The organism is Mesorhizobium sp. SEMIA396, assembly GCF_024518615.1.
Classification (GTDB): domain Bacteria; phylum Pseudomonadota; class Alphaproteobacteria; order Rhizobiales; family Rhizobiaceae; genus Mesorhizobium.
In genome coordinates, this window is sequence record NZ_JANIFC010000004.1 from 371,124 (window position 1) to 397,622 (window position 26,499).

Below are 26,499 nucleotides of genomic sequence, written 5' to 3' on the forward strand. Positions count from 1 at the left end.
GCCGTCGCCAGAGCTGCCAGGATGCTTCTGGCAGCTCTGGGATAAATGGCTGGAGCTCAGCCGAACTTCGGGTCGAGGCTGCCCGACTTATAGCGCTTGGCCATTTCGGCGACCGGCAGCGGCTTGATCTTCTGCGCGTTGCCGGCGGTGCCGAACTGTTCGAAGCGCTCCTTGCAGAGCTTGCGCATGGCGGCCATGGCCGGTGTCAAATATTTGCGCGGATCGAACTCGCTCGGGTTCTCGGTCAGCACCTTGCGGATCGCGCCGGTCAGCGCCATGCGGTTGTCGGTGTCGATGTTGATCTTGCGCACGCCGTGCTTGATGCCGCGCTGGATTTCCTCGACCGGCACGCCCCAGGTCGGCTTCATCTGGCCGCCATATTTGTTGATGATCTCCTGCAGGTCCTCGGGCACCGAGGACGAGCCGTGCATGACCAGATGCATGTTCGGCAGGCGGCGGTGGATCTCCTCGATGACGTTCATGGCCAGCACCGCGCCGTCCGGCTTGCGCGAGAATTTGTAGGCGCCATGGCTGGTGCCCATGGCAACCGCCAGCGCATCGACATGGGTGTCCTTGACGAATTCCACCGCCTGTTCCGGATCGGTCAAAAGCTGGTCGTGGCTGATCGCGCCTTCGACGCCGTGGCCGTCTTCCTGCTCGCCGCCGCCGCTCTCCAGCGAGCCGAGCACGCCGATCTCGCCTTCGACGGACACGCCGCCCCAATGCGCCATGTCGACGACGCGCTTGGTGATGCCGGAATTGTAGGCGTAGTCGGCCGGCGTCTTGCCGTCTTCCTTCAGCGACCCGTCCATCATGACCGAGGTGAAGCCGTACTGGATCGCGGTGACGCAGGTGGCTTCGTTGTTGCCATGGTCGAGATGCATGCAGACCGGAATGTCGGGATGGATTTCGACCAGCGCGTCGATCAGCTTGGCCAGCACCACGTCATTGGCATAGGCGCGCGCGCCGCGGCTGGCCTGCAGGATGACCGGCGACTTGGTCTCCTCGGCGGCCTCCATGATGGCGAGGCCCTGTTCCATATTGTTCATGTTGAAAGCGGGCACGCCGTAGCCGTATTCGGCGGCGTGGTCGAGCAATTGTCTCAGTGTTATGCGAGCCACCCAATAGTCTCCCGTATCTGGTTTCAAGCGCAACGTCGCGGGCCGGCCGGTTGCCGGTCGGCCCTTGATGCTTCTGGCGGGATTTCAACGGAACCGCAACCTTCAGAGCTCTTCTCGATCGCAATTCTTGTTGCAGGGCTGAAATCCGGCCGTTTTGGTGACTTAAGCCGCGATCAACTCCCGCGCCGCCAGGATCTGCACGCAGGCATTGGCCGCCTCCTTGCCCTTGATGGTGAAGTGCTCAAAGAAGAAGCGGTGGTGCTCGGCGCTGTCGTGGTAGTTGTGCGGGGTGAGCACCGCCGACAGCACCGGCACGCCGGTCGACAACTGCGCGTTCATCATGCCGTCGAGCACCGCGCTGGCGACGAATTCATGCCGGTAGATGCCGCCATTGACGACAAAAGCGGTGCCGAGGATCGCGGCATAGCGGCCGGTCCCGGCCAGGGTCTTGGCATGCAGGGGGATTTCATAGGCGCCCGGCACGTCGAAGACGTCAACGGTGAAGCGCTCGCCTCCGATGTCAGCCAGTGCCGCTTCGAAGGCCTGCACGCACTGGTCGACGATGTCGGCATGCCAGCGCGCGCGGATAACGGCGATGCGAGTCTTTTCGTAGTCTTTATGGGAATGCTGATTCATGGGCCCATCCTTCCGTTTCGAACCAGAATCAGGACGCACGATACGGATTAAGCCCGCGAAGAGCGGGCCGGCTTCCGTTTCGTTCTCTTCCATCCGGACTCTAACCGTCGGCTCCGGAATCACACCGGATCTGCTGACCTTTCCGAAACCGGAAAGCGCTCGCGGGCTTGGGCCCGCGCATGACCCCGAAAACCGGAACGGTTTTCGGAAAGGAATCATGCGCAACTAAGAGTCCTTACCGCCGGTGGGGACTTTCACCCCGCCCTGAGAACATTAACGGCTTTGTATGAAAGGGCAGGGCGCTGCTGTCAACCGTGAGAAGGTTGGGCCAAGTCCGTTCGATTATCGCGTGCGCCACGCCGCCGCCGATGCGGCGATCAGCATCAGCGATGCTGCGACCATTGCGCAGGTGGCAAAACCAAAGCTGGAGTAGAGCGGCCCGAAGCTGGTGGTGCCGACGAAGACCGCGAGGTAAGTCACCGCACTGTTCAGGCCCATGATCGTGCCGCGCCGCGAGGGATCGAGCGCAGACAGGCGCATTACCAGGACATTCAGGCCGAAATGATTGGCCAGTCCCCAGATTGCCACCATGGTCAAGGTCAGCCCGAAACTGCCGCTCGTCGCCGCCATCGCGACATAGACGACTGCGACCAGAAGATAGGCGAACGGCATTACGCGCCGCGCACCCAGTCTGTCGATGACGCCGTCGAGCAGAGCAGCCGTCCCGAAGCCTATGCCGTAGGCAAGCGCCGCCAGGCCATTGGCGCTCACCGGCTGTCCCAGCCCGACATGAAGATGGTCGCCGAGATAGCCATAGACGCCGTAGAACGAAGTCATGAAGGCCGCGCACGCCACCAGCAGCGGCAGGATTCCGGGAATGCCGAGCGCTTCCAGCGGGGCGGGCGCCGGTCCGGCCTTCCTGATGTCGCTGAGCGACGTCACTGTCAGCCCCATCCATGCAAGGGCCGCAAGCACCGCGACCGCTGCGAAAACGGCGCGCCAATGCACAAGATCGGCAAGCACGGCCGAAAGCGAAACGCCGGCGACCATGCTGAGCGTCCATCCAGTCAGGACGACGCCGATCGTGCCGCTCTCCCTGCCCGGTGGGGCAATGGCTGCGGCGCTGGCATAGATCGCGGGCATGGCGATGCCGGCAGCGATGCCGGCCAGCAGCTGTGCGGAGACCAGCATGGTCACCGTGGGTGCAGCGGCACTTGCGACCAGCGCCAATGCCAACAGCAACAGTGCGCTCTGCAGCATCCTGCGAGCACCGAGCCGGTCGATGTAGCGCGCAAGGAACAGGGCGCTTGCGGAGGTGCCAAGGCCGAACGCTGCCGCCGCAATCATCACGGCCGGCACGCTGGTTCCGAACGACGAGGCGACAGCCGGTGCGATCGGACCCAGCACAAGCGAGTTCGAGCCGATGACAGCGATGCATCCGGTCAGCAGATAGGCAAGCGCCGGGATCGGGGCTCGGGCAGTCAATGGCGCAACTTGATCAATGTTCGACATATCAGCATAATGGCCGTATTCCATTCAGCGGAGAACCCGGAATTTCGCCATGGATGAAGAAACAGATGGCATTCTGCAGAACAGGCCCGCGGCCCGCGATCTCGACGCGACAGACCGAAGAATATTAGGTGTCCTGGTCGATGACGCCACGATCAGCTACGCCGAACTCGGCGATCGCGTCGGCTTGTCGCCACCCGCAGCGCATGAGCGGGTCAAACGGCTCCGTCGCAGCGGCGCCATCCGCAACACAGTCGCCATCATCGATCCCCGGGCGGTGAAAAAGCCTTTGCTTGCCTTTGTCCATATCGACACCAGGGGCTGGGGAAAGACGCCGGAGCTGATGGCGGTCTCGCAATATCCCGAAGTCGAGGAGATCCATACGGTCGCCGGCGACACCTGCATGCTGCTGAAGGTCCGCACGGAAGACACCAGAGCACTCGAAGGCCTTTTGGCGCGCCTGTACGAAACGCCGGGGGTCACCTCGACGCGCAGCTATGTGGTTTTATCGACCTATCTGGAGCGGCCGGTGCAGCCGGGCATTACCGAGACGTGGCCGACCCCGAAGCATATGGCGGAGCCTCTGTACTAGGGACGTGGGCTACGCCCGCTCGGGGAACATCGCCTTCAATCCCTCGCGCGATGCCTTGGCAACGCCGCGCTCGGTGATCAAGCCGGTGACCAGTCGCGCCGGCGTCACATCGAAGGCCGGGTTGGCCGCAGGCGTCGTCTCCGGCGAAATGCGAACCTGGGCAATCTCGCCGGCAGCGGTCTTGCCCCAGACCAGCGAGACCTCGTCGGCCGAGCGCTGCTCGATCGGGATCTCGGCCAGTCCGTCATGTACCGTCCAGTCGATGGTCGGCGACGGTAGCGCGACATAGAACGGCACGTCATTGTCGGCGGCGGCGAGCGCCTTCAGATAGGTGCCGATCTTGTTGCAGACATCGCCGTCGGCCGTTGTGCGGTCGGTGCCGACGATGACCATGTCGATTGCGCCGCGCTGCATCAGATGGCCGCCGGCATTGTCGACGATCAGTGTGTGCGGCACGCCGTGCCCGGCCATCTCCCAGGCGGTCAGCTGTGCGCCCTGGTTGCGCGGCCGCGTTTCATCGACATAGACATGGACCGGAATGCCGGCTTCTGTGGCCAGGTAGATCGGCGCCGTGGCGGTGCCGTAGTCGACCGTGGCCAGCCAGCCGGCATTGCAGTGGGTCAGGATGTTGACCGGTTCGCCCTTCTGCTTGCGCGCCGCGATCGCCTTGATGATGGCAAGACCGTTCTCGCCGATGGCGCGGTTGAGGCCGACATCTTCGTCGGCGATCTCACTGGCCCGCCGATAGGCGGCTTCGGCGCGTTGTTCGGGAGGCAAAGGCCGCAGGAAGCGCCGCATTTCGTCCAGCGCCCAGCGCAGATTGATCGCGGTTGGCCGCGTCTCGTGCAGGGTCTCCCACACGGCATCGAGCGCTGCATCCGACGGATCGTCAGCCATCTGCATGGCGACGCCGTAGGCAGCGGTGACGCCGATCAGCGGCGCGCCGCGTACCCACATGTCGCGGATGGCGGTGGCGATGCCGTCGACCGTGCCGATCGTCTCGATGCGGAAATCGTGCGGCAGCCAGCGCTGGTCGATGATATCGACCGAACGGCCGTCGTCGCTCAGCCAGATGGTGCGATAGTGGCGGTCGCCGACGTTCAAATGCTGCTCTCCTGTTCGATCAGCGCGGCCAGTTGGTTGACCTCGTCGATGCTGTGGATCTGGCGCCGGTTGACGGCGAGATGGCGGCCGAATCGCAGCGCCTTTGCTTCACAACTGGCGCGCAGATCCTCGTCGGCAATGGTCTCGAAATCGGCATTGTGGGCGAGGCCGAGGATACGCCGATGAACCTCGATGCCGGCAAAGCCGAGCAGGTCGGTCCACATCTGGTGCAGCACATGGTCGAGCGCCTGCTCGGCGCCGAGCCTGTCGCCCTGATCCTCGAACAGGCTCTTCTGATAGAGCATGCCGGTGCGCTCGGTGCGCCATAGATGCGAGAATTCGGCGCGGAACACCGACCATGTCTCGACCGTCACACCGAGCAGATAGGCGCGCATGGCGTCGCGCTTTCCCTCCTCCTCGTGGCCGCGTTGCGAGAAGAACGACATCCAGAAATTGGCGAGCAGCATGCCGACATCGAAAGCCATCGGACCGTAGAAGGCGAACTCCGGATCGATCATCCGGGTTTCGCTGTCGGTGACCATGATCGAGCCGGAATGCAGATCGCCATGCAGCAGCGTTTCGGCATTGGCGGCGAAGATGTGCTTCAGCCGCTGCGCCTCGACCTTGAGGTCGCGGTCGGCGCGCAGTTCGGCGACCAGGCCGTCGAGCTGCGGCGAGGTGTGCCGGTTCATCTTGGCGTCGAAATAGGGGTCGGAAAACACCAGGCTTTCGGTGATGTCGCAAAGCTCGACATTGTCGGCGAACAGCGCCAGATCGGCCTTGCGGTCCTTGGCGGCCATATGGAGGTCGGAGCCGCGAAACAGCGTCCGGGCCATGAACAGGCCGATATCCCGGGCGATGTTCGGCAATTGCCGGCCGTCGATCAGCGCACGGCGCAGGATGATATGCGGCGGCGCAAGATATTCCATGATGATCAGCGCCTGGCCTTCATCGAAATAATGGATCGCCGGCACCGAGCCTGGCGCGCGTGCCTCTTGCCTGGTCAGTGCGTGATATTCGAAGAAGGAGCGCTTCAACGGCAGCGGCCAGCTGTCGCCGACCAGGCGAACATAGGGCAGGGCTTGCTTGACCACGGCTGCACCGCTGGCGCCCTCGACGATGAACACCAGGTTGAGATTGCCGTCGCCGACCTCGCGGACCTTCCAGGCGCCAGTGTCCTTGCCGATCTTCGCGCATAGCGCCTCGTTGCCGCCAAGGCGTGCAGCCAGGGTTTCGACCGATAGTGCTTCGAACGGCAATTTTTCAGTCATCGTCATCCTCCCGCTTATGCGCTCCGAACATAACGGAGGCGTGGCGGCTGGGCCAAGCTAGGAAGCGATCTGGCAATTGTCAATCGTGTTGACAATTGCCGATACAGCCCATAGCGTCATGTCAGGGAGGAACGCATGGTCGGTAATGCCGTGTTCCGCGTAGAGGGACTGAGGAAATCCTTTGGCCATAACGAGGTGCTAGGCGGCGTCTCGGTCGAATTGCATGCCGGCGAAGTCACCGTGCTGATGGGCGCCAACGGCGCCGGCAAATCCACCCTCGTCAAGATCATCTCCGGTGTCTACGAACGCGGCGGCGGCACGATGGCGCTCGCCGACCAGGATTTCGCACCGAAAACCCCGGCCGAAGCGATCCGCGCCGGCGTTGTCACCGTGCACCAGAATATTAACGACGGTGTCGTCGCCGACCTCGACGTCGCCACCAACCTGACCCTCGACCGACTGAGCGGCAGCGGCGCGCCGACCCTGTTCAATCCCGTCCGTGTGCGGCGGGAGGCCAAGGCGGTTGCCGACCGCATGGGGCTGGCCATCGATTTGAAGGCGCGGGTGAGCGATCTTTCGCTGGCCGATCGCCAGATGGTGGCGATTGCCCGCGCGCTGGCGCACAAGCCGAAAGTGCTGATCCTCGACGAGCCGACCTCATCGCTGTCCAGCGCTGAGGCCGACCGGCTGTTCGCGCTGATCGACAGGCTGCGCGAGCAGGGCGTGGCGATCCTCTACATCTCGCATCGCATGTCGGACATCAGGCGGCTGGCCGACCGCATCGTCTCGATGCGTGACGGGATCATCTCAGGCATTTTCGACAGGAAACCGCTCGACTATGAAGGCGCGGTCAACGCCATGCTCGGCCGCAAGATCCATCTCGACCAGATCGTCGTCAGGAATTCGGCCAAGGCAGTCGTGACGATCGAGGGTCTACGCATTGCGCCGGGCGCCCGGCCGATCTCGCTGACGCTCGGCGACGGCGAGGTCGTTGCCATCACCGGCCTCGTCGGCGTCGGCAAGACGGCGCTTGCCGAGACTCTCTTTGGTGTGCGCCAGCCGCTCGCCGGCACAATGACGCTGAACGGCAGGCCTTATGCACCTGAAACAGCCGGCGAAGCGATCGCCGCCGGCGTGTTCCTCGTTGCCAAGGACCGCGGCGAGAATGGCATCGTCCAAGGCTTCAACATCCAGGAAAATATCAGCCTGCCGTTTCACAAGCGCATGTCGCGCTTCGCTGTTCTCAGGCGCCGTCTGGAACGCGCCACCGCGCGCCGGCAGATCGAAGAACTGGGCATCGTCTGTCGGTCCGAGAAGGACGACATGTCGGAGCTGTCCGGCGGCAATCAGCAGAAGGTGATGGTCGCGCGCTGGATGGCGCAGGATGCAAGGCTGTTCATCCTGGATGAGCCGTTTCAGGGCGTCGATATCTCGGCCCGGCGCGACATTGCCGCCAAGCTCAGGGCGAGTGCAAACGGACGCGCCACGCTTTTGTTCGTCACCGAACTCGACGAGGCCTTGGAAACCGCCGATCGCATCCTGGTCATGTCGGAACAGACTATCGTCGGCGAACACCGCAATGCCGATGTCGATCTCGACCGCCTGCTGGCCGAGGTTGCCGGCGGACCGCTGCACAGTGCGGCCTGAGCGCGGGCGATAGGAATTGGAATGGAGAGAGCATGGGTTCGGATTGGATAAAGACGGCAGCAGCGCGCGGGAGCGCCGGATGACATTGCGCGACCACGCCATCCGCTACGGGTTCATCGTGCTCTTGTTCGGGCTCGTCGCCTATTTCTCGATCGCCGCCGACGGTTTCGTTTCGCCGCAAAGTGCCGTTTTCATCTTCCAGTCGGTCGCCATCACCGGCGTGCTGGCGCTCGGCGTCACCGCCACGCTGGTCGTCGGCGGCTTTGATCTCTCGATCGGCTCCGTCGCCACGTCAGCCATGATGGCGGCCGCCTATGTGATGGTGGTGCTGGAGCAGAACGCCCTTGTCGCGGTCGTCGTCTGCCTGCTCATCGGCGCAATTGTCGGCCTGATCAATGGCTGGCTGATCGTCTACATGCGCGTGCCCGATCTGCTGGCGACGCTCGGCATGATGTTCCTGCTCGTCGGCCTGCAGCGCATTCCAACCGAAGGCCGCTCGATCGCCACCGGCATGACCATGCCGGACGGTTCGGTCGCCAGCGGCAAATTCTCCGACGCCTTCCTGGCGCTCGGCCGCCACCGTTTCGATTTCTTCATCCCGAACCTCATTCCGGTGTCGGTGGTGGTCCTGCTCGTGCTCGCCGTGCTGATCTGGTTCTTCCTCGAATACACACGTTTCGGTCGCATGATGTATGCCGTGGGCAGCAATGAGCGCGCCGCCGAACTCGCCGGTGCGCCTGTCAAGGCATACAAGATCTGGGCCTACGTTATTTCAGGAGTTTTTGCCTCGATCGGCGGCATTTTGCTCGCTGCCCGGCTTGGACGCGGCGACATCGCCTCGGGTAATAATCTGCTGCTCGATGCGGTCGCCGCGGCGCTGATCGGCTACGCGGTGCTAGGTGCCGCCAAGCCGAACGCCTTCGGCACCGCCATCGGCGCGCTGTTCGTCGGCATCTTGCTGCAAGGCCTGACGATGATGAACGCGCCTTACTACACGCAGGATTTCGTCAAGGGCGTGGTTCTGGTCGTCGCCCTTGTCTTCACCTTTGCGCTTTCGGGCAGGGGCAGGAGGTAGCTTTCGACCGGAACAGGATTTTGGGTTCAACAAGAGTGGAGGAAAACAAAGTGAGCATTACAAGAAGACTTCTGGGGAAGGTGGCGCTCGGATTGGCCGGCGCAACCATGCTGATGCAGGTCCCGGCTTTTGCCGCGGACAAGCCGGCGCCTTTCGACAAGCCCGGCGTCAAGATCGCGCTGGTGCGTTATCTCTCGACCGGCGACTTCTTCCAGGCCTATCTGTCGGGCGTCGAGGCGCAGTCGAAGGCGCTCGGCATCGACCTGCGTGTCCTCGACAGCCGCCAGGATGCCGCCCTTCAGTCCGACATGGTCGATCAGGCCATCGCGCTTGGCGTGCAGGGCATCATCATCCAGCACGGCCTGACGGAATCGATGAAGGACGCCGCCCAGCGTGCGGTCGACGCCGGCATCAAGGTGGTGGCGTTCGACGTCAATGTCGAGAATCCCAAGATCCCGCAGATCGAACAGTCCGACCGCGACTTGGCGCGCCTCGCCCTCGAGCAGGCGGTCAAGGACAATGGCGAAAGCTGGAATGCCGGCTATGTCTATGTCGCCGGCATCGCGCCGCTCGACCGCCGCAACGAGACCTGGGTCGACGTCAAGAAGAAGTATGCCGGCATCAAGGAAGTCGCGATGTTCGGCACGCTCGACAATCCGATTGCCAACTCAGTCGCCAACCAGGCGCGTTCGGTGCTGACGGCGCATCCCGACATCAAGGTGATGTTTGCTCCCTATGACGAATTTGCCAAGGGCGTGAAGATCGCCGTCGACGAAGCGGGCTTGAACAAGGGCATCAAGATCTATTCGGCCGATATCTCGACGTCCGATATCGCTGCGATGCGTGAGCCCGACAGCGCCTGGGCCGCGACCGCCGCGACCAATCCGGCTGTCGTCGGCCAGGTCTCGGTGCGTGCGCTGGCGCAGTTGCTGGCCGGTGAAGACCCCGGCCACAACGTCGTCGTGCCGCCGACGCTGATCACCCAGAAGGACCTCATCGACAAGGACATCAAGAACATGGAGGACCTGTCGGCCAAGCTGCCGCAGTTCGCCCATGCCGATGTCGCGATGCCGGCCTGGATGCCGAACCCGAACGCGAAGTAGGTTTCGTTATCGAAGGCCGCCTGCAGCCGCTTGCTGCAGGCGGCCTTTTGCTGAATATCTGCAGCCGGCGCCAGGCTCCGGCCCAAGGTACGGTGCTTATATGGAAGTCCAGGCGGCAATCGAGGAAGACCTGTCCGGCGCCGTCGCCGGAACCTTGTTTCGATGCCCGCAGTGACGAGGCTGATTCGAGGCTGGGAACCAGGGCCTGGAAACACATTCTAGAGTTGCTGTAGCAGGGGTTTCGCGGCGGCCGAAGGATGCTGGTCGTTCCAGAAGTCGAGCACAGTCGAGATTATTGCCTCCGGCGCGTCTTCCTGAACGAGATGTTTGGCATTTGGAACCGTGATGAACGGCGCACCGGGAATGCGGCGCGCGAGTTCTCGCCCGTCGTCGAGCGGAATCCACTCGTCGTCTTCACCCCACAGGATCGTCACAGGGCAACGTATCTCGTCGTATCGCCACTCGACCTCTCGACTGTACTTGTCGTCCATCTGTGCGATCTGACGCCAAAAAGCCTTCTGTCCCTCGTCTCCAAGCCATGGCTGCAGATAGAGCTGCATTTCGTCCGCGCGCAATGCGTTCGCGACAGCGCCGCCAATATAGGCGCGAAGCATGGCTTCATGGATATAGGCGGGCAGACTGGCAAACGCTTTCTCGTGTTCTTTTGCCGCTTGAACCAAGGGCGATCCCTGAGGGCTGATCGCGACCGGATCAATCAGCACCAGAGAGCGATAATCGAGCCCATTGAGCAGGTGGCCGCGCAACGCGACGGAGCCGCCGAAGTCATGCGCCACGATGTCTGGCCACTCCAGCTCCCAGTGAGCGTAGAGCGCCGCGAACAACTCGTTTTGAATGCCGCGCGACACGTCCGCGTCGGGCTTGGCGGATTGCCCGTAGCCGAGCATGTCAAAATAGTAGATCCGGCGCCGCTGCCCGAGCCAAGCTGCAATGCGCCGCCATTCCACCGACGAGAACGGGGTACCATGAAGCAAGACCGCCGGCGGGCCGTCGCCGATCGCTCCCCATGCGATCGGGTGACCCGAAAAAATAAAGCGTTCGGGCAGGGACCAGTCATCGGTTGGCATGAGGGAACTCCCGGCAACAATTTAGCTGCTTGACCTTGCTCGATCTCAATGGTCGGTCGGGTCGAAAGTTCCCAACCGCCCCTTCTCGAGCAAGCTTCGGAGTTGCACCGCACCTTTCGTCTGGACGGATCTCTACGTCAGCGCAGCGCTGCCGCGATATTCCCGCCGTCGACCGTCGTCACATCGGCGGTGGTGCGGTCGGCCAGCGCGTGATGCAGGAAGGCCTGCGCCACGTCCTGCGCCGTCACTTCCTGGCCGAGCAGATTGCCGGACATGTAGTCCTTCTCCGACACGCCCCGCGCGCCCGAACGGCTGGCAATCATGGCGTCGGTCAGAAGCCCCGAGCGGATGCGGTCGGCGTTGACGGCGTTGGAGCGGATGCCATGCGCGCCATAGTCAAGCGCGTACTGCCTGGACAGGAACAGTGTCGCCGCCTTCGGCACGCCATAGGCGCCGAACTTCGGGCCGGGGTTGACCGCCTGTTTGGAGGTGTTGAACAAAAGCACGCCGCCTGTGCCCTGCTCGAGCATGATGCGCACCGCATTCTGCGCCACCGATTGGTGGGCGAAGAAATTGAGCTCGAAACTCTTGCGCAGGAGCGCGTCGTCGAGCTCACCGATGCGACCTTCCCAGGCGGCGCCGGCATTGGAAACCAGGATGTCGACACCGCCGAACACGGCAACCGCTCTGTCGAAGGCGGCACGCACCTGCGCCGGGTCGGTGATGTCGGCGGCGACGCCGATCGAATTGTTGCCGGCCTTCTTCGCCGCGTCGGCAGCCTTTTCGGCGTCGAGATCGACGACGACGGCATGGGCGCCATTGTCGGCGAACAATTTGGCTGTCGCTGCACCGATCGCGCCGGCGCCGCCGGTGATCAGCACCACCTGGCCAGTCAGTGGCTTCGGCTTGTTGGAGGCGAGCTTGGCCTGTTCCAGCGACCAGTATTCGAGCGGGAACAGATCGGCCTTGGAGAGCGGGTGGAAACGGCCGACCGCCTCGGCGCCGCGCACCGCCTCGATCCACATCTCGCCGACATCCGAGGCGATCTTCGCGTCCTTCAGCGTGCGGCCATGGCCGAACATGCCGAGGCCCGGCACCAGCGTCAGCCGCGGCATCTGGTCGAGCATGGTGCGCTTGACGTCGTCGAGCGCATCATTGGTTTCGAAATAGGCGCGATAATCCTTGGCGAACGCGTCGACATGGCTCTTGATTGCCACCTTGTAGTCACCGGCCTTGTCAGCATCGGGCGCCGGCAGCGCCATTGGGCCGGTCTTGATGCGGATCGACAGATCCGGTGTCGACACGCCGCGTCCGGCATAGTCGGCGATCTCAGCCGAATTGATGAAATCGACAATTGCCGGCGAAGTGCGGAAATCGCTGATCATGCGGTCGAAGCGGCCTCCGCCGCGCGCTACCGCCACCGCACCACGCAGCATCGGCGCGATCGACGCCGGTGTCGCGAGCTTTGCCGGCAAGGCTGCCTTTGCCGCCTTCGGCTTGCCGCTTGCGGCAATGAAGTCCTCGGCGACATTCACATAATGGATCATCCGGTCGTAGGCCTGTTTGGCGTCGTCGCCGAAGGTGAAAATGCCGTGCTTGTCGAGGATCAGGCCTTCGACATCAGGGTCGGCGTCGAAGATATCTGCGGCCGCCTTGGCGAGGTCGAAGCCGGGCATGATGTAAGGCACGTAACCCATCTTGCTGCCGAACACCGTCTTCACCAGCGGCTTGGAGTCCTCCTGGTCGACGATGGCGAGGATGGCGGTCGAGTGCGTGTGGTCGACGAATTTGTGCGGCAGGAAGGCATGCAGCAGCGTCTCGACCGACGGGTTGGGCGAGGACGGATCGATGAGGTTGACGCGTTGCAGGGCAACCATGTCCTCGTCGGCCAGCCTGTTCAGCGCGCGCGCCTTGAGCAGCGGCTTGAGCTTGACGGCCGGCAGGCCCTGCGGCTCGATGATGCCCATGTCCCAGCCGCTGCCCTTGACGCACAGCACGTCCCACTGGTCGCCGACGAGGTCGGTTGCCGTCGTCTTGCAAGAGGTGTTGCCGCCGCCATGCAGGACCAGCCGTGGTTCGCCGCCGAGCAGCCGGGTCGTGTAGACGCGCAGCGCCAGGTCGCGGCCGACACCCTTTTTCGCGTAGTCGGCGACGAGTTTTTCGGCTGTTTCGTCATTCCACAAATTGTTCATGTTCGCTTCGTCCGGTTGTTTGTTTTGATGGTGAAACAGGATTGCCGCGACGCTTTGATGACAATGCGCCGGCGGCGGAGAGGAGGATTTCTAGGAGGCCTTTTCTGTCGTGGCAGCCGCATGATCCAGGAGCCGCTGCGCCATGTGCGCGCCGACCACCAGATGCGTGCAAAGGCCGCCCGCGATCGCCGCGAGCAGCGGTTCGAACTTGCTGTCCTCCTGCACCACCACCAAACGCCTGGCGATGGCGCGCAGCGAGGCAAGCTCGGCGGAGATCACCCGGCGGTTATAACTGCAGCCGAGCACCTTGCCTTCGGCGTCTATGATCTGCCCGGCAATCACGCCGGCAGCGCCTTGGCTGCGCAGATCCGCCATTTCTCTTGGCGTCAGCGCGCCGCATTTGACCAGATGGCTGTCGGCGTCGACCGCGCCGACCGAGTATAACGCCAGGTCGCATTCGCTGACACCCGACAATTGTTCCCGGATCACCGGCTCGGCACGCAGCGCCCGCGCGAGTTCTTCCGTCGACAGCACCAGCGGCGCGTAGAAATTGAGCCCCTTGGCGTTGAGCCGCCGGGCGATCTCCATGGTGCATTGGTCGGGGCGATAGGAATAGGGTGCGCCGAGATTGCCGCAGAGCTGCACCACTGTGACATCCTGCAGATCGGCATAGGACATCACGTCGGCGATCATATAGACGGTGCGGCCCCAGGCGACGCCGATGCGGTCGCCCTTCTTGACCAGTTCGAGAAAGACGCTTGCCGCCAGCACGGCGATTTCCGTCGACGGGTCGGCAATATGATCATTCTCCGGTGCGATCCAGACGGCGTCGAGGCTCAACGCATCCTCGAGCTTGCGCGCCAGCACGTCGTCGGTGAAAAGCTGGGTCGAAGTCGAGATGTTGACGATGCCGGTCTCGCGCGCCTTGCGCAGATACATGGCGACCGAGGCACGGGAAATGTTAAGCTGGCTCGCCACCTGGTCCTGCCGCAGGCCATGGGCATAGTAGAGCCAGGCGGCCTTGTGGATGAGTTGTTCTGCCGGTCGGATCGCCATGCCGTCTCCTCGGCTGACATTATTCACGGCTCTCGACAAAAGTCAAACTGGGCAGAGGTATGCGATACTCCCGCTTACGCTGAATCTGGTTCATCATTGCGCCGAATGCGCTCTGTCGTGGCATCGTTTGTGGTGACGCGGACCGAGCCTATGACTAGAACGTCTGAAAGAAATCGGGGAGCATGGGATGGGCAGTCCTTACGAACAGGATCTCGACAAGAACGCGGCCAACCATCAACCGCTGACACCGCTCACCTATCTTGAGCGCGCGGCCAAGACCTATCCCGACCATCTCGCCATCATTCATGGCCACCAGCGTATCGACTATCGCACCTTCTGGCAGCGGTCGCTGAAGCTTGCCTCGGCGCTCGACAGGCGCGGCATCGGCAAGGGCGACACCGTCACCGTCATGCTGTCAAACACGCCGCCGATGCTGGAGGCGCATTTCGGCGTGCCGATGACCAAGGCGGTGCTGCATTCGCTCAACACCCGCCTCGATGCCGCGGTCATCGCCTTCCAGCTCGATCATGCCGAGACCAAGGTGCTGATCGTCGACCGCGAATTCTCCGGCGTTGTCAGGCAGGCCCTGGAACTGGCCAAGGTCAAGCCGCTGGTCATCGACTATGATGATCCCGAATACGCCGACGACGCGCCGTATCCGAAGGGCGAGCGGGTTGGCACGCTGGACTATGAGGCGTTTGTTGCAGGCGGCGCCGAGGATTTCGCTTGGTCGATGCCCGACGATGAGTGGGACGCCATCTCGCTCAACTACACTTCCGGAACGACAGGCAATCCGAAGGGCGTCGTCTACCACCATCGCGGTGCCGCGCTGATGGCCTACACCAACACCATTCATGCGGGCATGGCCAAGCACGCCGTCTATCTCTGGACGCTGCCGATGTTCCACTGCAATGGCTGGTGCTTTCCCTGGACGCTCGCTGTCCAGGCCGGCACCCATGTCTGCCTGCGCTGGGTGCGGCCGAAGCCGATCTACGATGCGATTGCCGATCACGGCGTCACCCATCTGTGCGGCGCCCCGGTCGTCATGTCGGTGCTGATCAATGCCAGGGAGGAGGACAAGCGCGAATTCCCGCAGACTGTCACCTTCAACACCGCGGCAGCTCCGCCACCGGAAGCGGTGCTGTCGGGGATGGCCGATGCCGGCTTTGCCGTCACCCACCTCTACGGCCTGACCGAGACCTATGGTCCGGCGGTCGTCAACGAATGGCATGGCGCTTGGGATGATCTCGAAAAGGGCGAGCGCAGTGCCAGGAAGGCGCGGCAGGGCGTGCGCTATGCGGCGCTCGAAGGCCTGACCGTCATGGACCCCGAGACGATGCGGACCACACCGGCCGATGGTGAGACCATCGGCGAGGTCATGTTCCGCGGCAACATCGTCATGAAAGGCTATTTGAAGAACCGCAAGGCGAGCGACGAGGCCTTCGCCGGCGGCTGGTTCCACTCCGGCGATCTCGGCGTCATGCACCCCGATGGCTACATCCAGCTCAAGGACCGCTCCAAGGACATCATCATCTCCGGTGGCGAGAACATTTCCTCTATCGAGGTCGAGGACGCGCTCTACAAGCACCCGTCGGTTGCCTCTTGCGGCGTCGTCGCCAGGCCCGACGACAAATGGGGCGAGGTGCCTGTTGCCTATGTCGAGCTGAAGCCCGGCAAGGCCGCGACCGAAGCCGAGATCATCGATCATTGCCGCGCGCTGCTTGCCCGGTTCAAGGTGCCGAAGGCGGTCATCTTCGCCGAAATCCCGAAGACCTCGACCGGCAAGATCCAGAAATTCCGGTTGCGCGAGATGGCGAGGGGGACTTAAGCCTCGTCGCTGCTCTCCTCCAGTTACGACCTTTGCGATTGGGCAAAGCCTCCGCGACTTTCGTCGGTTCCCTGTCACCATCTGTCATCATTCGTACGTGTACACCGAATCCGCATTGACAGGTCGCTCTTTTCAATTTACGAGTGACGAAAATCGAAATTCATCACTCGTAAATCGATAGAGGATCATGTCCGAAGCCGCCACCATAGTCGCCGAAGCCGCCCGACAGGAAAATGTAACGCGCATTCTCGATTGCGCCGAGCGCCTGTTCCGGCACTATGGCTACGGCAAGACCAATGTCGCCGACATCGCGCGTGAGCTCGGCATGTCGCCCGCCAACATCTACCGTTTCTTCGCCTCCAAGGTCGAAATCCACCAGGCCGTCTGCGGCCGTATGCTCGGCGCCAGCTACAAGATGGCCTACGAGATTTCGCGCCTGCCGATCAGCGCCGAGGAGCGGCTTCGGCGTTACGTGCATGCGCAATACAAGATGACGATGGAGGTCATGCTCGACGACCAGAAGGTCCACGAGATGGTCATCGTCGCCCTCGAACGGGACTGGAGTGTGATCGACAAGCATGTCGACAGCATTCACGACCTGTTTGCGGAGGTGATCCGCGACGGCATCGAGGCCGGTGAGTTCAGACAACAGGACCCGGTGACCGCGTCGCGCTGCTTCGGTGCCGCAACGGTCATCCTGTGCCATCCGCAAATGGTTGCGCAGTGCCTTGCCAAGACCAACCGGGCGATGCCCGACGATCTGATCGACTATGCGATCAGAGCTCTGAAGTAATAGCCCCCGCCAGCCGGTTGTCGACCATTCATCTCCAGTCGGAGTACCAAGATGTCTTTGTCCAATTCCATCCTTCGCAAGCTGCCAGTTGCCGGCCTGATCGTCGCCACTCTCGGGCTTGCCGGCTGCAGCCAGGAAAAAGCCGAAGTCAAGGATATCATCCGTCCCGTCAAGGTTGTCGAGATCGCGAAGGTGCACGACACCCGCACGCTCTCCTATTCCGGCTCGGTGCGAGCCCGCACCGAGAGCGCTCTGGCGTTCCGCGTCAATGGCAAGATCACCGAGCGCCTCGTCGATATCGGCCAGCATGTGGCCGCGGGCGATGTGCTCGCCCGCATCGATCCCATTGACTACGACCTCTCGGTCAAGAGCGCGCAGGCAGCGCTCGATGCCGCCGAGCGGCAGGTCGAGACTGTGGAGCTTGCCCGCAAGCGAGCCGAGCAGCTTTTTGCCAAGAATTTTGCCCCGAAATCACAGCTCGAACAGGCGACCTTGACCTATGACCAAGCGGTCGCCACGCGTGATTCCGCCCTTTCGACACTTGCACAGGCGAAGAACCAGGTCGGCTATACCGATCTCAAGGCCGACAGGGATGGCATCGTCACCACGGTCAGTGCCGACGTCGGTCAGGTCGTCGGTTCCGGTACGCCGGTTGTCACTGTCGCCGTCGACGGCGAGAAGGAAGTGCTGATCGCCGTCCCCGAAATGGAAATCGCCGAATTCAGGCCGGGCAAGGCAGTCAAGGCGGGCTTCTGGTCCGACGATGCGCTGGCGCTCGATGGCAAGGTCCGCGAAGTCGCCGGTAGCGCCGATCCGCAGTCACGCACCTTTGCCGTCCGCGTCAGCCTGCCAAACGATCCGCGTGTGCTGCTCGGCATGACCGCCAGCATCGAAGCCTCGGCGGCCAATGAGCGGCAGCTGGTCTCGATCCCGCTGAGCGCATTGGCCGAGCAAGGCACCCAATCGATCGTCTGGACCGTCGATCGTGGCGCCGACACCGTTCATGCCCGTCCGATCAAGGTTGCCGAGTTCGCCGCCGATGGCGTGCGTGTCGCAGAGGGTTTGAAACCCGGCGATGTCGTGGTCGCCGCCGGCACGCAATTCATGACCGAAAACCTGAAGGTGAAGCTCGCTGGTGATGCGGCGCTGCAATCGGCATCCGCGGCAGACGGCGACGCCAAGCAGGTGCGCTGACGACAGACAACCGGCTGCGCGTTCCCGCAGTCGTTGGTTTCCGGGCGGCAGGCGCCCGACCGAGACGCTCGATTGATGTAACCCCCACATCGATCTCGCGTCCCACCGCGATGAGTGCTTCTCCGCTCGGAGAGCCTTGCCGCCCGGAAGCCACTATGAACCCTCGATTTTGTTGCGCTAGATAGATGGACCAGCGTCGATGACCAATTCCACGGAAGAGAAGCGGCCCTTCAACCTGTCGCGCTGGGCAATCGGCCATCCCGCCATTGCGCGGTTCCTGTTCGGCCTGATCATCATTTCCGGCGCGCTCGGCCTGATGCGTATGGGCCAGAAGGAAGATCCCGATTTCACCTTCCGGATCATGGTCGTCCAGGCGATCTGGCCGGGCTCCTCGATCAAGGAGATGGAAGACCAGGTCGTCAACAAGATCGAACGCAAGCTGCAGGAAACGCCGCATCTCGATTTCGTGCGCTCCTTCACCCGCGCCGGCAGCGCCATCATCACCGTGCAGATCAAGGGCGACACCAACACCGCCGAGGTGACCGACGCGTTCTACCAGGTGCGCAAGAAGGTGGGCGATATCCAGGGCGACCTGCCGCAGGGCCTGCTCGGCCCGTATTTCAACGACGAGTTCGGCGACACCTTCATCACCTTGCATTCGATCAGCGGCGACGGCTTCAGCTATCCCGAACTGAAGAAGTTCGCCATCCAGGCGCGCGACATGCTTTTGACGACGCCCGGCGTCGAGAAGGCCGTCATCATCGGCGACCAGCCGGAAAAGCTCTATGTCGACGTCTCGTCCAAGGCCCTGGCCGAACGCGGCCTGACGCTGACCGATCTGCAGAATGCGATCAAGGGACAGAACAATGTCGACCCGGCCGGCTCCGTCGATACCGGCACCAACTCGGTACGCATCTCCGTCGAGGGCGATGTCGGCAAGGTCGAGGATATCCGGAACCTGCGCCTGCGCGCCGGCGGCCAGGTCACAAGGCTGGGCGACATCGCCACGGTGACCTCGGGGCTGGAAGATCCGTTCCAGCGCAAATACCGCTTCAACGGTCACGACAGCGTGCAGTTGGGCGTCGTCATGGCCAAGGGCTTCAAGGTTACCGACGTCGGCAAGGATGTCGAGGCCACCTACAAGCGCTTCGAAGAGGCGCTGCCCTACGGCGTTGCGGTCGACCAGATCTCCGACCAGCCGGGCGTCGTCACCGATGCGGTGGCCGAGTTCATGCATGCGCTCGGCGAAGCGTTGCTGATCGTGCTCGTCGTCTCGTTCCTGTCGATAGGCTGGCGTTCTGGCCTGGTCATCGCCATCGCCATCCCGCTGGTGCTGGCTGCGACCTTCGCCATCATGTACGAACTCGGCATCGACCTGCAGCGCATCTCGCTCGGCGCGCTGATCATCGCGCTCGGTCTTCTGGTCGACGACGCGATGATCGTCGTCGAGATGATGGAGCGCAAGCTGGAGGAGGGGATGGTCAAGGTCGAGGCGGCGAGTTTTGCCTATTCCTCGACCGCCTTCCCGATGCTGACCGGCACGCTGATCACCACAGCCGGCTTCATTCCGGTCGGCTTCGCGGCCTCGACCGCCGGCGAATATGTCCGCACCCTGTTCTATGTCGTCGGCATCGCGCTGATCGTCTCCTGGTTCGTCGCGGTCTATTTCACGCCATGGCTCGGCAACATGATCCTCAAGCAGCGCAAGCATGCCGGCAGCCATCACGATGTCTTCGACACGCGTTTCTACCGCCGGCTTCGTGCTACCGTCAGCTGGGCCGTGCGCCATCGCATCATCGTCCTGGTGATGACGCTGGTCACCTTCGGCACCAGCCTGTGGGCTTTCCAGTTCATTCCGCAGAACTTCTTCCCGCAATCGTCGCGGCCGGAAATCCTCGTCGACCTTTGGCTGCCGGAAGGCACCAGCATCAAGGAAGTCGAGGCGCAGGCCAAGGCGCTCGAAACCAAGATGATGGACGACAAGGACAAGCGTTTCATCGCCACCTATATCGGCGAAGGCGCGCCGCGCTTCTTCCTGCCGCTGGACCAGCAGCTGAGCAACCCCAACTTTGCCCAGCTGCTCGTCATGGCCAATGACGAACCGGCCCGCGAACGGCTGATCGTCAAGTTGCGCACCGTTCTGGCTGAAGACTTCCCATCCATCCGTGCCAAGGTCGATCGTCTGTTCCTCGGCCCGCCGACCGGCTGGCCGGTGCAGATGCGCGTCATGGGGCCGGATCGCCAGGAGGTGCGCCGCATCGCCGACCAGGTGAAGGCGAAGTTCCGTGAGGATCCGCTGCTTGGCGCCGTGCATGATGACTGGCTGGAGCCGGTTCCGGCGATGAAGCTGGTCATCGATCAGGATCGTGCCCGCGCACTCGGCGTCACCTCGCAGCGCATCCGCCAGATGCTGCAGGCGGCGATGTCCGGCGCGCCGCTCGACGACTTCCGCGACGGCGAGGAGACGGTGTCCATCGTCGCCCGCGAGCCGGATGCCAGCCGCAGCCTGCTGTCCTCGGTCGACTCGGTCTATATCCCGACCGACTTCGGTGGCTTCGTGCCGCTGTCGCAGGTTGCCAAGGTGGTGCCGGTGCTGGAGCAAGGCATCGAGTGGCGCCGCGACCGTCTGCCGACCATCAGTGTGCGGGCAACGCTGCCCGACGGCGTGCAGTCCAATGACGTCGTCACCAAACTGTACAAGGATATGCAGGGCCTGCGTGACGGATTGGCGCCAGGTTACAAGGTCGAGATCCAGGGCGGTGCGGAGGATTCGGCGGAAAGCCAGGCTTCGATCGCCGCCAAGGCGCCGATCATGCTGGCCGTCATCGTCGTGCTTTTGATGATCCAGCTGCAGAACTTCGGCAAGGCGATGCTGGTGCTGGCGACCGGTCCGCTTGGCATTATCGGTGCTGCCGCGGCACTCTTGATCAGCGGCGCGCCGTTCGGCTTTGTCGCCATTCTCGGCGTCATCGCGCTGCTCGGCATCATCATGCGCAACTCGATCATCCTGGTCGACCAGATCGACCAGGACATCGCCGCGGGCATGGACCGCTACGAGGCGATCATCGGTTCGGCCGTTCGCCGTTTCCGGCCGATCACGCTGACGGCGCTGACGGCGGTGCTGGCGCTGATCCCGATCTCGCGCGGCGTCTTCTGGGGTCCGCTCGCCTACGCCATGATGGGCGGCATCCTCGTTGCCACGGTGCTGACCATCCTGGTCCTGCCTGCCGGCTACGCCCTGTTCTTCGGCCGGGAGCCGAAGAAGCGCGGGGCGGAGGGGCGGACCGACGATCTGGAACTGAGCCAGGAAGCCGAAAAGCCGCAACTGGCGCTGGCCGCCGAATAGACCGATCACGCCAGTCGAAAAGGATCGGGCGCGCCGAAGCGCGCCCGATCCTTTTCACTTTTACGAGGTCAGATGACGAAGAACCAGTTGGCGAGCAGCATCACCACCACGCCGGCGACCAGGGTCAGGTAGGGCAGTATGCCCGCCTTTTTGACCGAGAGGTCGGCCCCCGTCATGCCGAGATCGGCCAGCATGTGGTCGGGGAACTTGCCCTTGTCCTGGATGTAATGGCGGAAGCAGAACACCGGGATGATCAGGGCTGCCGTGATCAGGCCGGCCCACAGCGCCATCGGGTTCCAAACTTTGGCTCCCGCGCCCATGAAGATCATGTTGACATAGGCGAAGATCGCGCCGACGCCGAGCAACCAGCTCGGTGCTTTCCAAGGCCGGGCGATATGGCCGTTGTCGATGCGGTGGATCCAGCCGGCATTGAGGTTGAGGAAGTTGAAGATGATATAGCCGCAGTTCGACACGGCGAGGATGAAGAAGAAGCTCGTCGCGTCGGCAGAGGCGATGGCCAGCACGATCAGGTTGAAGACGAGATCGGTCCACATTGCCCGCGTCGGCGCGCCATGTTCGTTGACATGGCTGAGATAGCGCGGCAGCCAGCCATCGACCGAGCCCTGGTAGAGCGTGCGTGAAGAGCCGGCCATGGCCGTCATGATGCACAGAACCAGAGCCAGGATCATCAGCATCACCAAGAGGCTGTGGATCAGCGCCCCGCCGCCGACCATGCCGGCCAGCGCGTCGGCGACACCGGAGCCGTCGACGATCGGTGTCGCCAGCATGCCGTTGAGGCCAAGCACGCCCTGGAAGGTGAACGGCACCAGGATGAACAGCAGCATGCACAAAAGGCCGGAATAGAAGATGGCCTTGAACGTGTCGGTGCCCGGGTTCTTGAACTCCGAGGTGTAGCAGACGGCGGTCTCGAAGCCGTAGGTCGACCAGGCGGCGATGAACATGCCGCCAAGCACCAGCGTCCAGCCGGCAATGTTCCAGGCGCCGGGCTCGGGCGCGTAGGCTGCCGCCAGCGGCACCAGCGGCGAAAAATTCGCCCAGTTGATCTGGCCGGTGACGATCGGCACGACGCCGACGATCAGCATCGGGATGATGACCAGCAGGCCGATATATTTCTGCACGTTGGCAGTGCCGAGGATGCCGCGATGCTGGATGGCGAAGATGATCAGCATCAGCACCGCGCCGATGAAGAAGGTCGCGTTGAGGGTGAACGAGACCGGCCCCAGCGTGTGGCTGTAGAGCGTCCAGTTGCGGATCACCGGCGTTGCCGCGGTGGTCACCGCCGTGATGGCGTCGGCAGCACTCGTCCCGGCATGCGCGGCGATATAGGCGACGACTTCGGGCGAGGCATCGGTGAACAGCGGCACCGGCGCCAACGCGTTGAGGATATAAGCTGCGGCGATCGAGCAGCCGAGCGACAGCACCGGCGACCAGGCGAACCAGTTGCACCAGACCGACAGCGGCGCGATGAACTTGGAATAGCGCAGCCAAGCGGTGGCGCCGTAGATCGACGCGCCGCCCGACTTGTTCGGAAACAGGCCGGCGATTTCGGCATAGGTGAAGGATTGCAGGAAGCCCATGATCATGGAGAAGATCCAGATCGCGAAGGCCAGCGTGCCGGTCGTGCCGGCAATGCCGCCGATCGAGAACAGGACGAGGGCAGGCACGCCGCTCGCCACCCAGAAGGCGCCGCGCCAGTCGATATTTCGGTGCAACTTGCCTTCGGCAAGCGGCTCCAGGACAGTCGTTATCGTGCTCATATGTCTCTGTTCCCCATTTTGATGTTCCCCGTTCGTGACCGCCGCGGCTTCGCTAGGCTCACCATCGACGCATGCATTGATCGACTGCTGGTGTTTCCACTCAGTCGTATTTTTTTCTTAGGAGTGAAGATTGATCCGGCGCGCTTTCACGTCAAGCGAATTGTCGCGCCGTGCACATCACGCTTGCGAAACATGTCAGCTTCACACTGGCGGGCAGGATTGTTCGGAAAAGGACCAGGGGTCTGGAAACGAAAAACCCGCCGGAGGCGGGTCCCGGCGCAAATCAGCACCATGGACGAATATGTAGCATAGCTGCCCTCAGCAGGTCAAGAAAAAATTCCTATCAGGCTGCCAGCACGGCCTCACTGTCTTCGGAGGAAGGCCGTCAGGAGCGTGGTTTGATCTTTTGCGGATCGTAGTGGGCGAAGGCGACGACGCGCGCCAGCAGCCGTTTGGCATGGCCGTCGAGCTTGCCGATCTCGACCTCGGTACCGACAGCCGAATGGGTGACGTCGAGCCTGGCCAGCGCGACGGTCTTGTTCAACACCGGCGAGCGCATGCCCGACGTGACCACGCCGATCTGGGCGCGGCCGACATGCACGCAATCGCCATGGCCGACGTCGACATTGGCGTCGATGTCGAGGCCGACCAGCTTCGTCTGCGGGTGCTCCTTGCGGCGGATCAGCGCCTCGCGGCCGATGAAATCGTCGGTCTTGCTCTTCAGCGGCACGGTGAAGCCGATGCCGGCCTCGAACGGATCGGTCTGGTCGGAGAATTCGTAGCCGGCGAAGATCAGCCCGGCCTCGATGCGCACCATGTCCAGCGCCTGCAGCCCCATCGGCTTCAGCCCATGCGGCTGGCCGGCTTCCCAGATGGCGTCGAACACCTTTTCGGCGTCGCGCGGATGGCACCAGATCTCGTAGCCGAGTTCGCCGGTATAGCCGGTGCGCGAGACGACGACCGGAATGCCGTTGCCGCCACCAATGCGGGCGACGGCGAAGCGGAACCATTCGAGCTCGTCGATCGACGGCTGCAATGGCGAAGTCCAGATCACTTCTCGCAGGATGTCGCGGCTCTTCGGACCCTGGACGGCGACGTTGTGCATCTGGTCGGTCGACGAGCGCACCAGCACGTTGAGGCCGAGCTTCGTCGCCGTCTCGCGCAGCCATTCGCCGGACAGATCGTCACCGCCGACCCAGCGGAAATTGTCCTTGCCGAGCCGCAGCAGGGTGCCGTCGTCGATCATGCCGCCATGCTCGTAGCACATGGCCGAATAGACCACCTGGCCGACGCCAAGCTTCTTGACGTCGCGGGTCAGCGTGTATTGCAGCAGCGCCTCGGAATCCGGGCCGGTAACCTCGAACTTGCGCAGCGGCGACAGGTCCATGATCACCGCGTCCTGCCGGCAGGCCCAGTATTCCGCGATCGGCCCGTCCTTGGCGAAGGAATTGGCGAGCCAATAGCCCCTGTACTCGCCGAAGTTGCGGGTGTGCTTGGCAAAGCTCGAATGAAAAGCTGTCTCGCGGGTCATTTTCGGTTCCGAATCGGGCGTCATGCGTCTGGCGATCGCTCGCGAGAATTTGTGCTGGCCGGAATAGGTCCGCACATGGATGTCGGTCGGGTTCCAGCCATTGGCCGGCGTCGTGTCGTCGGGGCAGGCGGAGGACACGCAGACGATGTCGGTGAGCGCCCTGAGCAGCACATAGTCACCCGCCCGCGACCACGGCTCGTCGGACACCATGACGCCATGCGCGTCGATCGCCGTGTTGAAGAAGAAGTTGATCGCCATCCAGCCCGCGCGGGGATTGACGCCCTTGCCGGCCAGAGCGCCGTTGAAATTCTCCGAGCAGTTGGTGTGGCCGGGATAGCCGATGTCGTCGTAATATTTGGCCGCGCAGGCGAGCGCGAAGGCGTCGTGCCGGCCGCATGTGTCCTGGATAACCTCGACCAGCGGCTCCATGTCCTGGTCGTAGTATTTGGAATGCAGGCCGGGCATCGGGTAGCTTGCACCCATCAGCGTGCGCGTCGTCGTCACGTCGAGCGGATGATCCAGTCCCCTGTCCAGCTTGCGCGCCGAAAAGCACTGGAAATCGGTGCACTGGCGCCCGTCGACATCGATGATCTGGAGATAGTCGCCGGCCTTGACGAAATAGGCCTCCGCCGTCGCCGAATGGACACGCAAATCGAGCACCGGGTCGGCCAGCGGATCGGCCAGTAGCGATTTCGCCGCCGGGCGGATCGTGGCGCGGCGAACGATGGCAGTCAGCGGCGTCGCCGTGTCGTGGCCATCGACCAGCATCGGTCCACCGGGCGCGGCGATGATCAGCGAGCCGTCACGCGTGACCGTGAATGTTTGTTCTGTACCGGCAGGCGTAGTGGCGCCGAACACCCGCACGGCCTTGGCATGGTCAAGCTGCACCTGCCGGCGCGCGAGCCCGCCTCGCAGCGAGGCGAGACTGTCGTCACCCTCTATGAGCAGCGCCTTGATGCCGGCAGCGTTGCTGTTCGATGCTTCACCAAAAATGCCGGGATCGGTCGCGCCGCTCCTGTCCCAAGCCAGCAACTCGCAGGCCTGGCCGCCCTCGACATTGCGCACGGTGATCGTGTCGCCGGCCTCGATATCGATGAGCACCGCGCCATTGCCATGGATCGTATAACGCTCCATGCCCGGCGGCAGCGCGATCTGGCCGGGCCTCAGGATGAGGCTCGGCCGCGGCGGTCCGGCAGCAATTGCGGGGTAGGGCGACTGGCTCATTTCAGCCTTGCGGTTCGAGAAACAAGTTTGCCTGTGTGTGAAATTATTTTAGCGGTAAGAATAGGCAGCCTGGTTGGGTTTGGCAAGGCGGAGCTTGACCGTCGGTGCAATCGCTCGGGCTTGAACTCGCCACTCCGCCTCGCCTTCGGAGCGTCGGCGCTGCCCCTCATCTGCCTGCCGGCATCTTCTCCCCGTGAACGGGGCGAAGGACGCTGTCCTCATCGGTTTCGCCAATCGCCAACGGTGCAAAAAAGTGCCGGCTTTGCGGTCCAGCTTCTTTCTCCCCGTTTACGGGGAGAAATGCCCGGCAGGGCAATGAGCGACTATCTGTGGTGTCAAGTTGCATTGGCGAACTCCATGCGCGCATCGCGTGCTTTTGCATTGAGAATGACGAGGAGTTTTCGCGCCAGCGCC

General features: G+C 63.0%; 18 protein-coding genes and 1 riboswitch. Of the genes, 8 read left to right on the forward strand and 10 right to left on the reverse strand.

Annotated features, from left to right (window positions below; translation table 11 throughout):
- Positions 1–56: 56 nt before the first annotated feature.
- The 3 genes from fba to NP503_RS13750 all read right to left on the reverse strand — a co-directional run bounded on the left by fba (position 57) and on the right by NP503_RS13750 (position 3,269).
- Complete coding sequence (fba, locus tag NP503_RS13740; protein ID WP_013532928.1) at positions 57–1,121, reverse strand: class II fructose-bisphosphate aldolase; 1,065 nt, start codon at positions 1,119–1,121, stop codon at positions 57–59.
- A gap of 162 nt (positions 1,122–1,283) precedes the next feature.
- Positions 1,284–1,757 carry a 6,7-dimethyl-8-ribityllumazine synthase gene (locus tag NP503_RS13745; RefSeq protein ID WP_127269811.1) on the reverse strand — a complete coding sequence of 158 codons (474 nt, stop codon included), beginning with the start codon at positions 1,755–1,757 and terminating at the stop codon, positions 1,284–1,286.
- A gap of 77 nt (positions 1,758–1,834) precedes the next feature.
- A riboswitch (FMN riboswitch) is annotated at positions 1,835–2,033 on the reverse strand.
- A 66-nt stretch (positions 2,034–2,099) separates the two neighbouring features.
- Positions 2,100–3,269, reverse strand: coding sequence for an MFS transporter (locus NP503_RS13750; protein WP_127269809.1), 1,170 nt, complete (start codon positions 3,267–3,269; stop codon positions 2,100–2,102).
- A 49-nt stretch (positions 3,270–3,318) separates the two neighbouring features.
- Here NP503_RS13750 and NP503_RS13755 point away from each other — a divergent pair, with 49 nt between their 5' ends.
- Positions 3,319–3,858, forward strand: a complete 540-nt coding sequence (locus NP503_RS13755; protein WP_127269807.1) for an Lrp/AsnC family transcriptional regulator — start codon at positions 3,319–3,321, stop codon at positions 3,856–3,858.
- A gap of 9 nt (positions 3,859–3,867) precedes the next feature.
- Here the strand turns inward: NP503_RS13755 and mtnA are convergent, their stop codons facing one another.
- Together mtnA and mtnK are read right to left on the reverse strand one after the other, a co-directional pair.
- A complete protein-coding gene (mtnA, locus tag NP503_RS13760; protein WP_127270093.1) occupies positions 3,868–4,962 on the reverse strand; it encodes an S-methyl-5-thioribose-1-phosphate isomerase in 1,095 nt (364 codons plus the stop codon).
- On the reverse strand, positions 4,959–6,233 hold the full coding sequence (gene mtnK / locus NP503_RS13765) for an S-methyl-5-thioribose kinase (RefSeq protein ID WP_127270091.1): 1,275 nt from the start codon (positions 6,231–6,233) through the stop codon (positions 4,959–4,961). Before mtnK ends, mtnA begins: the two co-directional genes overlap by 4 nt.
- 135 nt (positions 6,234–6,368) lie before the next feature.
- On the opposite strand from mtnK, the gene NP503_RS13770 reads away from it, so the two are divergent.
- The 3 genes from NP503_RS13770 to NP503_RS13780 all read left to right on the forward strand — a co-directional run bounded on the left by NP503_RS13770 (position 6,369) and on the right by NP503_RS13780 (position 10,058).
- A complete protein-coding gene (locus NP503_RS13770; RefSeq protein WP_127270089.1) occupies positions 6,369–7,880 on the forward strand; it encodes a sugar ABC transporter ATP-binding protein in 1,512 nt (503 codons plus the stop codon).
- A 79-nt stretch (positions 7,881–7,959) separates the two neighbouring features.
- Positions 7,960–8,955, forward strand: coding sequence for an ABC transporter permease (locus tag NP503_RS13775; RefSeq protein ID WP_127270087.1), 996 nt, complete (start codon positions 7,960–7,962; stop codon positions 8,953–8,955).
- Positions 8,956–9,005: 50 nt separating this feature from the next.
- Positions 9,006–10,058 (forward strand): substrate-binding domain-containing protein, encoded by a 1,053-nt coding sequence (locus NP503_RS13780; RefSeq protein WP_023808755.1) that lies wholly within the window; start codon positions 9,006–9,008, stop codon positions 10,056–10,058.
- Between the two features lie 218 nt (positions 10,059–10,276).
- On the opposite strand, the gene NP503_RS13785 is transcribed toward NP503_RS13780, so the two are convergent.
- The 3 genes from NP503_RS13785 to NP503_RS13795 all read right to left on the reverse strand — a co-directional run bounded on the left by NP503_RS13785 (position 10,277) and on the right by NP503_RS13795 (position 14,391).
- A complete protein-coding gene (locus NP503_RS13785) occupies positions 10,277–11,143 on the reverse strand; it encodes an alpha/beta fold hydrolase (RefSeq protein ID WP_127270083.1) in 867 nt (288 codons plus the stop codon).
- A 137-nt stretch (positions 11,144–11,280) separates the two neighbouring features.
- Entirely contained in the window at positions 11,281–13,335 is a 2,055-nt protein-coding gene (locus NP503_RS13790) for a bifunctional aldolase/short-chain dehydrogenase (protein ID WP_127270081.1), read from the reverse strand.
- A 90-nt stretch (positions 13,336–13,425) separates the two neighbouring features.
- Positions 13,426–14,391 carry a sugar-binding transcriptional regulator gene (locus NP503_RS13795; protein WP_127270079.1) on the reverse strand — a complete coding sequence of 322 codons (966 nt, stop codon included), beginning with the start codon at positions 14,389–14,391 and terminating at the stop codon, positions 13,426–13,428.
- Between the two features lie 187 nt (positions 14,392–14,578).
- On the opposite strand from NP503_RS13795, the gene NP503_RS13800 reads away from it, so the two are divergent.
- The 4 genes from NP503_RS13800 to NP503_RS13815 all read left to right on the forward strand — a co-directional run bounded on the left by NP503_RS13800 (position 14,579) and on the right by NP503_RS13815 (position 21,552).
- Positions 14,579–16,219 (forward strand): acyl-CoA synthetase, encoded by a 1,641-nt coding sequence (locus NP503_RS13800; protein ID WP_127269136.1) that lies wholly within the window; start codon positions 14,579–14,581, stop codon positions 16,217–16,219.
- A 187-nt stretch (positions 16,220–16,406) separates the two neighbouring features.
- Positions 16,407–17,012 (forward strand): TetR family transcriptional regulator, encoded by a 606-nt coding sequence (locus NP503_RS13805; protein ID WP_127269135.1) that lies wholly within the window; start codon positions 16,407–16,409, stop codon positions 17,010–17,012.
- Positions 17,013–17,063: 51 nt separating this feature from the next.
- Positions 17,064–18,206: an efflux RND transporter periplasmic adaptor subunit gene (locus tag NP503_RS13810; RefSeq protein ID WP_127269134.1), complete on the forward strand. Its 1,143-nt coding sequence runs from the start codon at positions 17,064–17,066 to the stop codon at positions 18,204–18,206.
- A 199-nt stretch (positions 18,207–18,405) separates the two neighbouring features.
- Positions 18,406–21,552, forward strand: coding sequence for an efflux RND transporter permease subunit (locus NP503_RS13815; RefSeq protein WP_127270076.1), 3,147 nt, complete (start codon positions 18,406–18,408; stop codon positions 21,550–21,552).
- A gap of 68 nt (positions 21,553–21,620) precedes the next feature.
- On the opposite strand, the gene NP503_RS13820 is transcribed toward NP503_RS13815, so the two are convergent.
- Together NP503_RS13820 and NP503_RS13825 are read right to left on the reverse strand one after the other, a co-directional pair.
- On the reverse strand, positions 21,621–23,330 hold the full coding sequence (locus NP503_RS13820; RefSeq protein WP_127270074.1) for an APC family permease: 1,710 nt from the start codon (positions 23,328–23,330) through the stop codon (positions 21,621–21,623).
- A 385-nt stretch (positions 23,331–23,715) separates the two neighbouring features.
- Positions 23,716–26,085 carry a DUF1989 domain-containing protein gene (locus NP503_RS13825; RefSeq protein WP_127270072.1) on the reverse strand — a complete coding sequence of 790 codons (2,370 nt, stop codon included), beginning with the start codon at positions 26,083–26,085 and terminating at the stop codon, positions 23,716–23,718.
- Positions 26,086–26,499: the final 414 nt, after the last annotated feature.

Excerpts from the sequence above, each read along its gene's own strand:
- NP503_RS13805 (WP_127269135.1), top strand. The coding sequence starts at position 16,407 with ATGTCCGAAGCCGCCACCATAGTCGCCGAAGCCGCCCGACAGGAAAAT.
- NP503_RS13750 (WP_127269809.1), bottom strand. The coding sequence starts at position 3,269 with ATGTCGAACATTGATCAAGTTGCGCCATTGACTGCCCGAGCCCCGATC.
- NP503_RS13820 (WP_127270074.1), bottom strand. The coding sequence starts at position 23,330 with ATGAGCACGATAACGACTGTCCTGGAGCCGCTTGCCGAAGGCAAGTTG.
- mtnK (WP_127270091.1), bottom strand. The coding sequence starts at position 6,233 with ATGACTGAAAAATTGCCGTTCGAAGCACTATCGGTCGAAACCCTGGCT.
- NP503_RS13795 (WP_127270079.1), bottom strand. The coding sequence starts at position 14,391 with ATGGCGATCCGACCGGCAGAACAACTCATCCACAAGGCCGCCTGGCTC.
- NP503_RS13755 (WP_127269807.1), top strand. The coding sequence starts at position 3,319 with ATGGATGAAGAAACAGATGGCATTCTGCAGAACAGGCCCGCGGCCCGC.
- NP503_RS13770 (WP_127270089.1), top strand. The coding sequence starts at position 6,369 with ATGGTCGGTAATGCCGTGTTCCGCGTAGAGGGACTGAGGAAATCCTTT.
- NP503_RS13775 (WP_127270087.1), top strand. The coding sequence starts at position 7,960 with ATGACATTGCGCGACCACGCCATCCGCTACGGGTTCATCGTGCTCTTG.
- NP503_RS13825 (WP_127270072.1), bottom strand. The coding sequence starts at position 26,085 with ATGAGCCAGTCGCCCTACCCCGCAATTGCTGCCGGACCGCCGCGGCCG.
- NP503_RS13800 (WP_127269136.1), top strand. The coding sequence starts at position 14,579 with ATGGGCAGTCCTTACGAACAGGATCTCGACAAGAACGCGGCCAACCAT.
- NP503_RS13745 (WP_127269811.1), bottom strand. The coding sequence starts at position 1,757 with ATGAATCAGCATTCCCATAAAGACTACGAAAAGACTCGCATCGCCGTT.
- NP503_RS13810 (WP_127269134.1), top strand. The coding sequence starts at position 17,064 with ATGTCTTTGTCCAATTCCATCCTTCGCAAGCTGCCAGTTGCCGGCCTG.
- NP503_RS13815 (WP_127270076.1), top strand. The coding sequence starts at position 18,406 with ATGACCAATTCCACGGAAGAGAAGCGGCCCTTCAACCTGTCGCGCTGG.
- NP503_RS13785 (WP_127270083.1), bottom strand. The coding sequence starts at position 11,143 with ATGCCAACCGATGACTGGTCCCTGCCCGAACGCTTTATTTTTTCGGGT.
- NP503_RS13790 (WP_127270081.1), bottom strand. The coding sequence starts at position 13,335 with ATGAACAATTTGTGGAATGACGAAACAGCCGAAAAACTCGTCGCCGAC.